8 protein-coding genes and 1 pseudogene are annotated in these 9,102 nt (G+C 59.1%); 2 read left to right on the forward strand and 7 right to left on the reverse strand.

Annotated features, from left to right (window positions below; genetic code table 11):
* Nucleotides 1-96 precede the first annotated feature (96 nt).
* Complete coding sequence (locus CWI66_RS16755; protein WP_198517607.1) at nucleotides 97-1,617, forward strand: type I restriction endonuclease subunit R; 1,521 nt, start codon at nucleotides 97-99, stop codon at nucleotides 1,615-1,617.
* 92 nt (nucleotides 1,618-1,709) lie between these two features.
* Here CWI66_RS16755 and CWI66_RS16760 read toward each other — a convergent pair whose 3' ends face one another.
* The 7 genes and pseudogenes from CWI66_RS16760 to CWI66_RS16790 form a co-directional block, all read right to left on the reverse strand.
* The gene (locus CWI66_RS16760) at nucleotides 1,710-1,949 is read right to left on the reverse strand and encodes a hypothetical protein (RefSeq protein WP_100732302.1); all 240 of its coding nucleotides are present in this window, start codon (nucleotides 1,947-1,949) and stop codon (nucleotides 1,710-1,712) included.
* An 82-nt stretch (nucleotides 1,950-2,031) separates the two neighbouring features.
* Nucleotides 2,032-3,291: pseudogene (locus CWI66_RS18730) on the reverse strand (S8 family serine peptidase).
* Between the two features lie 173 nt (nucleotides 3,292-3,464).
* The gene (locus CWI66_RS16770; RefSeq protein WP_016913639.1) at nucleotides 3,465-3,869 is read right to left on the reverse strand and encodes a DUF2784 domain-containing protein; all 405 of its coding nucleotides are present in this window, start codon (nucleotides 3,867-3,869) and stop codon (nucleotides 3,465-3,467) included.
* 6 nt (nucleotides 3,870-3,875) lie between these two features.
* The gene (locus CWI66_RS16775; RefSeq protein WP_100732303.1) at nucleotides 3,876-5,852 is read right to left on the reverse strand and encodes a M48 family metallopeptidase; all 1,977 of its coding nucleotides are present in this window, start codon (nucleotides 5,850-5,852) and stop codon (nucleotides 3,876-3,878) included.
* A 42-nt stretch (nucleotides 5,853-5,894) separates the two neighbouring features.
* On the reverse strand, nucleotides 5,895-6,491 hold the full coding sequence (locus CWI66_RS16780) for a LemA family protein (protein WP_081137183.1): 597 nt from the start codon (nucleotides 6,489-6,491) through the stop codon (nucleotides 5,895-5,897).
* Nucleotides 6,492-6,539: 48 nt separating this feature from the next.
* Nucleotides 6,540-7,847: a DUF945 family protein gene (locus tag CWI66_RS16785; RefSeq protein ID WP_100732304.1), complete on the reverse strand. Its 1,308-nt coding sequence runs from the start codon at nucleotides 7,845-7,847 to the stop codon at nucleotides 6,540-6,542.
* A 338-nt stretch (nucleotides 7,848-8,185) separates the two neighbouring features.
* Nucleotides 8,186-8,725 (reverse strand): D-sedoheptulose-7-phosphate isomerase, encoded by a 540-nt coding sequence (locus tag CWI66_RS16790; protein WP_100732305.1) that lies wholly within the window; start codon nucleotides 8,723-8,725, stop codon nucleotides 8,186-8,188.
* A gap of 98 nt (nucleotides 8,726-8,823) precedes the next feature.
* On the opposite strand from CWI66_RS16790, the gene CWI66_RS16795 reads away from it, so the two are divergent.
* Nucleotides 8,824-9,033 carry a hypothetical protein gene (locus CWI66_RS16795; RefSeq protein WP_081135864.1) on the forward strand — a complete coding sequence of 70 codons (210 nt, stop codon included), beginning with the start codon at nucleotides 8,824-8,826 and terminating at the stop codon, nucleotides 9,031-9,033.
* The last annotated feature ends 69 nt before the right edge of the window (nucleotides 9,034-9,102 follow it).

Raw genomic sequence — 9,102 nt, forward strand, 5'->3', positions numbered from 1 at the left:
GGCTGCGACGTCATTGTGTCGGTGCTGTCCCATGGCCCTCTTGGAAGACAGTTCTGACGAGCCTCCAAGGGGAAGTCAAAGAGCAGGCCTTATGCGATGGATAGCAAAGTTCGTGGGGATTCCTCAGGCTTTAACGCCATGTTTGCGGTGAGCAGCGTGGAAGCGGCCAAGCTGTATTATGAAACGCTGAATGAGCTTCAAAAAGACAGCGACAAGCCGCTAAAAATCGCCACCATTTTCTCGTTTGCGGCCAATGAAGAGCAAGATGCCATTGGTGACATTGTGGATGAAAGCTTTAATGTGTCGGCAATGCATTCCAGTGCCAAGGAATTTTTAAGCGCTGCCATCGATGACTACAACGCTTACTTCAAAACCACCTACAGCGTGGACAGCAACGGCTTCCAGAACTACTACCGCGACCTGGCCAAGCGGGTAAAAGCCAAGGAAATCGATCTGCTGATCGTGGTCGGCATGTTCCTCACCGGCTTTGATGCACCCACGCTGAATACCCTGTTCGTTGATAAAAACCTGCGCTACCACGGCTTGATGCAGGCTTTTTCGCGCACCAACCGCATTTACGATGCCACCAAGGCGTTTGGCAATATCGTCACCTTCCGTGATCTGGAAAAGGCAACGGTGGATGCCATTACCCTGTTCGGGGATAAAAACACCAAAAACGTGGTGTTAGAGAAAAGCTACAAAGAGTATATGGAGGGCTTTACCGACCTGGTGACCGGCCATGCTCGGCGCGGTTTTATGGAAGTCGTTGCCGATCTGGAGCATAACTTCCCTGACCCTGCCGCCATCGAACAGGAAGCCGACAAAAAAGCCTTTGCCAAGGTCTTTGGCGAGTATCTGCGCGTCGAAAATGTGCTGCAAAACTACGATGAATTTGCCAGCCTCAAAGCCTTGCAAAAGCTGGATACTAGCGACCCAGAGGCAGTTGAGGCGTTTAAAGCAGAACACTACCTGGACGACGAAAAGCTGGCGGAGCTGCAAACCATACGCTTACCCTCCGAGCGCAAGGTTCAGGATTACCGCTCGACCTACAACGACATCCGCGACTGGCAACGCCGTCAGAAGGCCGCTGAGGCAACCGATTCAACAACACTCGACTGGGACGATGTGGAGTTCGAAGTCGACCTGCTGAAGTCTCAGGAAATCAACCTGGATTATATTCTGGGGCTTATCTTCGAGCACAATAAAAAAACCAAAAGCAAAGCAGAGCTGGTGCAAGAAGTGCGGCGGGTTATCCGTGCAAGCCTTGGCAACCGTGCGAAAGAAGGTCTGGTGGTTGATTTCATCAACCAGACCGACCTGGACCAGATCGGTGAGAAAGCCAGTGTGATCGAGGCCTTCTTTACCTTTGCCCAAGCGGAACAGCAACGCGAGGCCGAAGCGCTGATTGAATCAGAGAACCTAAAGGCAGAAGAAGCGCGGCGCTACCTCACTACCTCGCTCAAACGGGAGTATGCCAGTGAAAAAGGCACCGAGCTCAATAGCCTGTTGCCGAAGATGAGTCCGTTGAACCCACAGTACCTCACCAAAAAGCAGAGCGTATTTCAAAAGATTGTCGCGTTTGTCGAGAAGTTCAAAGGCGTTGGGGGCAAGGTTTGAATAACGGCTGCGCCAGAGAGAAGGGATAGCATAGCGAATATCGATAGTATTTGATCGTCGCTTCAAGCTCCTGGAGCTGCAAAAAGCCATCATCACCACGTCTCATCCGTACCTGGTGGCCCCACATCCATCGGCGTATCCGGGACGATGTCGAGCACTCCTTGCACGCGCTTGAGGCGCTTGACGGTAGCGTCATCGGCGGCGCCGGTAATGCAGCCGATCTCCTCCAGCACCTCGCGGACGGTGAGCCCTTCGGCGCTGAGACGCGTGGCGATGTCATGGATGGGCTGATCGCCGGAAATCGTGATCAGCCAAAGCGTTACCGTTGCCATTGAAGGTATCTCCCGAAAATTAACGCCACACGTGTTGATTAGCATGCGCTGGACGGCCCAAGAAGACCGCCAGCGCACCCCGTCAGGGAGCTTGTACCAGCCCCGCGCCCACCTGCTCTTCCGATAACGGCAAAGGCCGAGCAGAGGCTATTAACTGATCCCACAGTTTTCGGCCTCGCAATGAAGCATCCGACTGGGCCCAAAGGGCCGCACACCCCGCCACGTGCGGAGTCGCCATGCTGGTACCGCTGATGGCCTTGTGACAGGTCGGCCGAGGCCAGGCAGACAAAACGTCGCGCCCTGGGGCGGCCAGCTCGATCTTGCCATGATTGGAGAAGCTGGACACCGACAGGTTGGGATCCAGGGAAGCCACCGACATCACCGTGGGCGAGTTCGCCGGGGCGCCGGTTGGCAGGGTTGAATTGCCCGCCGCCGCTATCACCAGGCAGTCGTTGCGTAGCGCTGCCGCACCGGCATGGGTGTAGGCGGCCTGTACCGGGCTCTGGCTGCCCAGTGACATGGAGATCACTTCACAGCGATTGGCAATCGCCCAGTTCAAACCTGCCAACACGCCTGCGCCCGTACTGCTGCCCGAGTTGGTCAACACTTTACCCACCAGTACCTGGGCATCGAAGGCAACCCCGTAACGGGGGGTATCACCGCGGGGAGACTTCGGGCCGCAGGCGGTTCCAATACAGTGTGTACCATGCCCATTGAGGTCCTGCACCGGCTCGCCGACGAAGCTGCGCGAGACAAATTCACGGCCCGCAAACTCCGGGTGGCCCAGGTCCATCCCGGTATCCAGCACGGCGACCTTGATACCTGCCCCACCCCCAGGTGGTGGTGCGGCCCTCTTGTTCTGGCTTTTCGACGGCGTTTTCCATCTCCAGCTCCACCCCCATGTCACGGGCAATGGTGGTCGCGGCACGCAGAAAACCGCGCAAGTACTCCGAGTTTTCCGAAAAGGCAAAATATTCCGGCTCGATGATCTCGATGGGGCTATTCACCGCGAGCTTGTCCAGTACGTCCATGCCATGGTGCTGCAAGGCATCGCCGCCCACCAGGGCTACGCCCAGCTCTGGAAATACCAGCGCCTCGGCGTCACCGGTTTCGTCCAGGCTGACCGCTTGCTCGCTGAAATCGCGCGCGTCGGCAATACGGAAGTTAAGGGCTGCAGTGCCTTGATGCCCTCTTCCACCTGGCCGTCTCGATAGCTGATCAAGTAACGCCCTGTTTCCAGGCAGCTGCCACCCCGCTCCAACGCTGCCAGCAGCAGCTGCTCGGTCTTGCACGAAACGGTGGCTATCGAAGCGTCACCCTGTCCATTTGGTCGTTTGGTCATCCTGCACCTCTTTACGCTTGGCGCTCTGCATGATCGCCCTTTCTCCAGCAGACACCTGCCCTGGCAGGCCCTTTGGCGAAACGGCGTACGTACCCCTCAGCCTAACGCACCTCGCGTTCCCTGCCAGCACGACTCTGCAACGCATTACGGACTACGGCAGGCCCCTGCAAACCTCAGCCCCGCTGGCGGGCAACGGGCCGCACCACCCACCAGCTGGCCAGCACCAAGCTACCGAACAGGGTATATACCGCCACGAACACCCACTCCGGTGCCGTGTAGTAGAGCAGCCGCTGGAGCCAGTGTTGAATGAAGGAACCAGCGTAAGTGGCTGAACCGGCTTCGGCACGCAGCGCCATTTCCAGGGTGGTGAGCGGGCAGACGGCTCCTAGCCACGCTTGCACGACCACATAACCAATGGCGCCTAGATGAACAAGCCGAAACCGGCGGTGGCGCACCCAGTACCAGCCCAGAATACCGCCCAGGTAGATAGCCATTAGCCCCAGCACCACGAAGGCTACGAACAGCACATGCAACAGCAACACGGCATCGGCCAGTAACAGTAGGAGCGATGAAGGCATGGGCGTTCACCCCATGGAGTGAGTATCGCTGTCGTGCTCTTCCAACAGCGGCGGCACTGGGCAGCCGAGCATATCGGCCACCGCGCGGAACAGCTCTGCCTCGGCGGCGCGAATCACGCCACTGTGCTCTACACAGCGGGTCATGGCGTTCAGCAAGCGGGCTTTATGCAGCGGTTTCAAGCGGCGCAAGCGCTCTACGGCCAGGCTGAGCGCCTGCATGTCATCGGCGTCTTGCAGGGAAGACAACGTGAAAGGCAGCGAGGCCTGGGCAGCCCGCAGCGCGGCAGCCACGGCCTCGTCACCCGCCTGCCCTGGTGCCACTCCCGCCTCAGCCAACACGCCCAACAACCGCTGACATTCGGCCTGGGTCTGTTCCAACGTCAGGGTTTCAGCACCGCCGTGACGCTCGCTCAGATGGCTCAGCAGCAGCTGGTAGAGCGTCCACTCGAACAGGCTGACCTTGCCGTCGCTATGGATCAAACGCTCCATACAGAGCCTGAAGTGCTGGGCCTGCTGTGTGGAAAGCGAGGTGAGCGCAGGCAGGGCAAGTTCGATCAGCGGCAGGCGCAGCTGTACGTCGAGCCGGGCCACCTGCTCCTTGAGGGTATGCAATGCTGCGAACACATCCGGCAGCGCCACGGCCTCCAGCGCCGCCAACTGCTGTGTGCGTTCGGCATCATCGTCGCTCAGCAGCATGGCGTAGATCAGCGCCCTGGCACTGTAGGGTTCATGGGCGGCCTCTACCAGGGTGGCGGGCAAGGCATCGATCACGTCGCGGGCCTTTTGCAAATGGCGTGGATCGGGCTGCCCCATGGCCCCCAGCGCCACCTGCATGGCCGCCATACTGAACAGCGCCTCGGGAGACGTGGACACACCTCCCATCCGGCGGCCATGGGAGCGTTGGTCTGCCTCGGCACCAGGGGTGTCGGGCTCTTGCTGCGAAGGCGCTGGCTGCAAGGCTTCGAAACGACCGTGCCAGTCGGGCAGAACGCGCTGAATGCGCGACTTGAGCGGCGGATGCGTCGCCATGAGCTGGCTTAGCCCCGACGACACTCCTTGACTGAAAAACAGGTGGCTGAATTCGGCCGCCTGAGGTGCCGAGAGGTGCGAGCCCTTGGCATGGGCACCCACTTTCACCAGCGCACCGCCTATCCCCTGTGGGTTGCGGGTGTACTGCACGGCTGCCGCGTCGGCCAGATACTCCCGTTGACGGCTCACCGCCGATTTGATCAGCCCGCCAAAGAAAGTGCCCGCGTAGCCGATCAAGGTGAGCGCCAGCCCAAGGCCCAGCACTACCGCCGCCGAGTTGTCGCGCTTGTTGTTGCTGACTCTTCGAAAGCGCAAGCTGCGCAACATCATGCCGCCTGCCAGACCAATCAGCAGCACGCCATGCAGCAGGCTCACCAGCCGGATGTTCAGGCGCATGTCGCCGTGCAGAATATGACTGAACTCATGGGCGACCACCCCCTGCAGCTCATCGCGGGTGAGCTGCCGAATGGCGCCTCGGGTAATGCCCACCACTGCATCGGCAGGCTGATAACCGGCCGCAAAGGCATTGATCCCCTCCTCTTCCAGCACGTATACCGCAGGCACCGGCGTTCCGGAGGCAATGGCCATCTCCTCGACTACATTCAGGATCCGCCGCTCGTCGTGATCGCGCGTGTCGAGGTTGATCAGACGGCCACCCAGCGCTTCCGCCACCACACGGCCACCTCGACGCAGCTGGCGCTGCTTGTACAGCCCCCCGAACCCCACCAGCGCCAGCACGCCGACGGCCACCGCCGCCAGCAGCTCCCAGGAGAGCATGGTCAACACCCCCTGCTCGACCGGCTGAGCCTGACTGCCGCTGGCGCCCATCATGTACAGCGCAATGGCCACCACCAGCGTGGTCACGCCGATCAACGAGACGATGGCGAGGAGCAACAGCACCACCCAGCGGCCCGTGCTGCGCCTGGCGTTGTCTTGTGCGGTAAAGAAATCCATGGCATTGGCCTCCCTGTGGTCACCCGGGCCTGGGCATCACGTCTAGAACGAGACGCTCGGCGCCGTTTGCAGTTGGGCGCTGTCTTCGAAGGTCAGCAGCGTGGCATCCTGCCCATGTCCCAGCATGCCCGCCACGGCAATCGGTGGGAAACTCTGGCGATAGGTGTTGTAGTGCATCACTGCGTCGTTGAACGCCTGACGGGCAAACGCTACCTTGTTTTCGGTGCTGGTCAGCTCTTCCGACAGCTGCTGCATGTTCTGCGAAGCTTTCAGGTCCGGGTAGGCTTCCATGACCACGTTCAGCCGCCCCATGGCCTGAGTCAGCGCGCCCTCTGCACCACCCAATTGCGCCATGGCCTGGGCGCTGCCAGGGTTGGCCGCGGCGGCTTTCAGGCCGGCGGCGGCGGTGTTACGCGCTTCGATCACCGCCTGCAGCGTTTCCCGCTCATGATTGAGGTAGCCCTTGGCGGTTTCCACCAGGTTGGGAATCAAGTCGTGACGCCGCTTCAGCTGCACCTCGATTTGCGCAAAGCTGTTTTGAAAGCGGTTGCGCAGCGACACCAGTCGGTTGTACACCGACACCATATAGACGGCGATCAGAGCCACCACCACCAGCACGATAACCATAGTGAGCATCATGATATTTCCTTCCGTAGACCCAGATTCATGGAGAGCGGGTGTGCCCCATTACATGATCGGCTGACCATTGATCATCAGGCTTCCTTCTTGCCAAAGCACTTCCTGCTCTTCCGCCTCGCTGTCCAGCATGGCGGCAAACGGCATCGGAATAAAGCCCAATACCAGATCGGGAGGTGTGGTTACGGCCAGCGCCAGGCTCAGGCGACGGCTGAGATACTCCTGGGCTTCGAAGGGGCTCATCATCTGCTCTTCGCTCATCAGGCCCTGGGGTAACGGCTGCCCAACCGGCCAGAAGGCACCGTAGAGCGCTCCTTTGGCGAGGTCCTGACCGTCGAAGGCCATGTGCGTAGTGAGCCGAGGCTTGAAGTCGATGCCCAGGTCGGGCAGTACGATGTGGGCCTGCAGGGGGTCGATGGCCATGGTGGGGCTGGCAACCAGCATGGCGTAGCTGCTTTCCAGAGCCTCGGCCATCAGCACACGCTCTTGCTCGGCATCCACCGGCACGCCGCGCTCTTCGGCATCCAGGTGCATGGCCATGAGGGGGGCATAGGCTTCTTGAAAGGCTTGCAGCGCCTCCAGGTCCCAGTTGTCGGCACTCACCTCGAAGGCCAGGCTACCAAAGGACGTATCATCCACGCCCATCTCGGCAATCCGGAAATGGCCGCTCTGGTGGACAATGGTCTCCCCTCGTGACTCGCTCTCCGACTCCATGCCCTCCAGGTAGACCCGCACGCCTTCCACGAATATTTCCGTGCGCGGTATGTCGAGACTCTGCAGCAGCACGGGTTCGCCTTCGTGATGACGAGTGTTCAGGATCAGCCGTGGCGTCACCATGCGCACGGTTTCATTGTCGCCATGGTAGGTGATTTCCTGAGCCCGGGTATCCAGGTGCCAATGCCCGTCGGCACCGCGATCGAGCCCCACCACCAGCTGGTCGACCAGCACATCCAGCGCCACGCCATCCAGCTCGGTGGCGCTCAGTTGCCCTGCGATGGCGGAACGTGTTGCCTTGAGGTCGATATCGATGATGCCCTGCACCAGTGCCTGATTGGGCACGAGTTCGCCGGTAATATCGGCGCTCAGCGCCCCGTGCTTGACGAACAGGTTGACGTCCGCCGTGGCGTCTTCGAACCCGCGCATGGCGATCGTGGCCGTGGCTCGAGTATCGAAGAGGCCCTTGTCGATCTGCACATCATGCACCTCGTAGGAGACCGACTGATCCAGCTCGGCGAAGCTATCGACCAGCGCCTGCTCCACCTGATTGCCCACCATCGCCTGAGCTGCGACATACCCACCAGCGCCAACCACCACCACGCCTGCTGCCGCCACGCCCCATCCCTTTGTGCTTAACGCCATGCCTAGCCCTCTCGATAGAATATGTTGCCAACATCAACATAAGAATAATTATCAATGATGCCAGATTCGTTTCAAAAAGAAACGCCGATTCAGCGCCTTTCAGGGGTTCGCGTCGTTACAGACCCTGCAAGACATCTCCCGTATTAATTCGATGCCGCAACGCACAGCATATGCATACCTGAAGTAACATCCAGTTGCAGACGGTGAGCGCTTGGAACACCTTCCATTTTCTACAAACACGCTAGCGCACGTTAGGCCATTCGCCTGTATTCTAAACGAATCTTCGAATTCAGCATTGCTGGCTTGTTCATAACAACTTATGTAACTGAAATACGGCTTTACAGATAATTCTCTGGAAAAAGCTCTCGCTCCACCTGCTCTATCAATATATGAATAACTTTAATGTGCAGTTCTTGCACTCTATCCGCATATGAACCTGCAGGTGTACAAATAGTCACATCCGAAACACGTTCCAAAGGGGAGCCTTCTTTACCGCACAACGCAATCACATTTACGCCATTTTCTTTCGCATAACGGGCGGCCTTTATGACATTTTGACTGGTCCCACTGGTGCTTATTGCCAACAGACAATCCCCTGCTTTGGCATGGCCTTCCAGGTAACGTGAAAAAATATACTCATAGCCATAATCATTTCCAACGCAGCTAATATGGGCAACATCGCTAATACTGCTAGCAGCAAGAGCACGGCGGTCAAGCCGATAACGCCCTGAAAGCTCTTCGGCAAAGTGCATGGCATCACACATTGAGCCCCCATTGCCACAACTAAACACCTGCCCACTTTCTTTCAACGTTTTTACCAGCAAGCAGGCAGCCTGCTCAATGGAACCTGAATCCGTGAGACCGACCCCCGGAAGCACTTCTAACCCACTGACCTGGTAAGCGCTCCACCAACCCCATCTTCTACCGCTGAGTAGTATCCGTCAGACTGGTGTCATTCGATAGCAAGGAGGACACCATGACCGACCTGACCTCGACACAGGCCTTCTGGCTGGGCCATCTGTTCCATGCCTCCTCTCGCCAACTGCCGCTGAGCGAGTACGCTGAAGAGCAAGGGCTGGATTTGGCGTCACTGCTGGCGTGGGAGCAGCGCCTGGAGGTGCAGGGCGTGCCCGTGCCACCTCGCCACCGGCCGCTGCGCTTCGTCGCCGTGGAGGTGACCCGATGATCCGGCCGGACACCCGGCTGCGCGTCTACCTGTGTCGCGAGCCGGTCGACATGCGCAAGCAGATCGATG

The sequence above is a fragment of the Halomonas sp. 141 genome (assembly GCF_002810305.1).
Classification (GTDB): domain Bacteria; phylum Pseudomonadota; class Gammaproteobacteria; order Pseudomonadales; family Halomonadaceae; genus Vreelandella; species Vreelandella stevensii.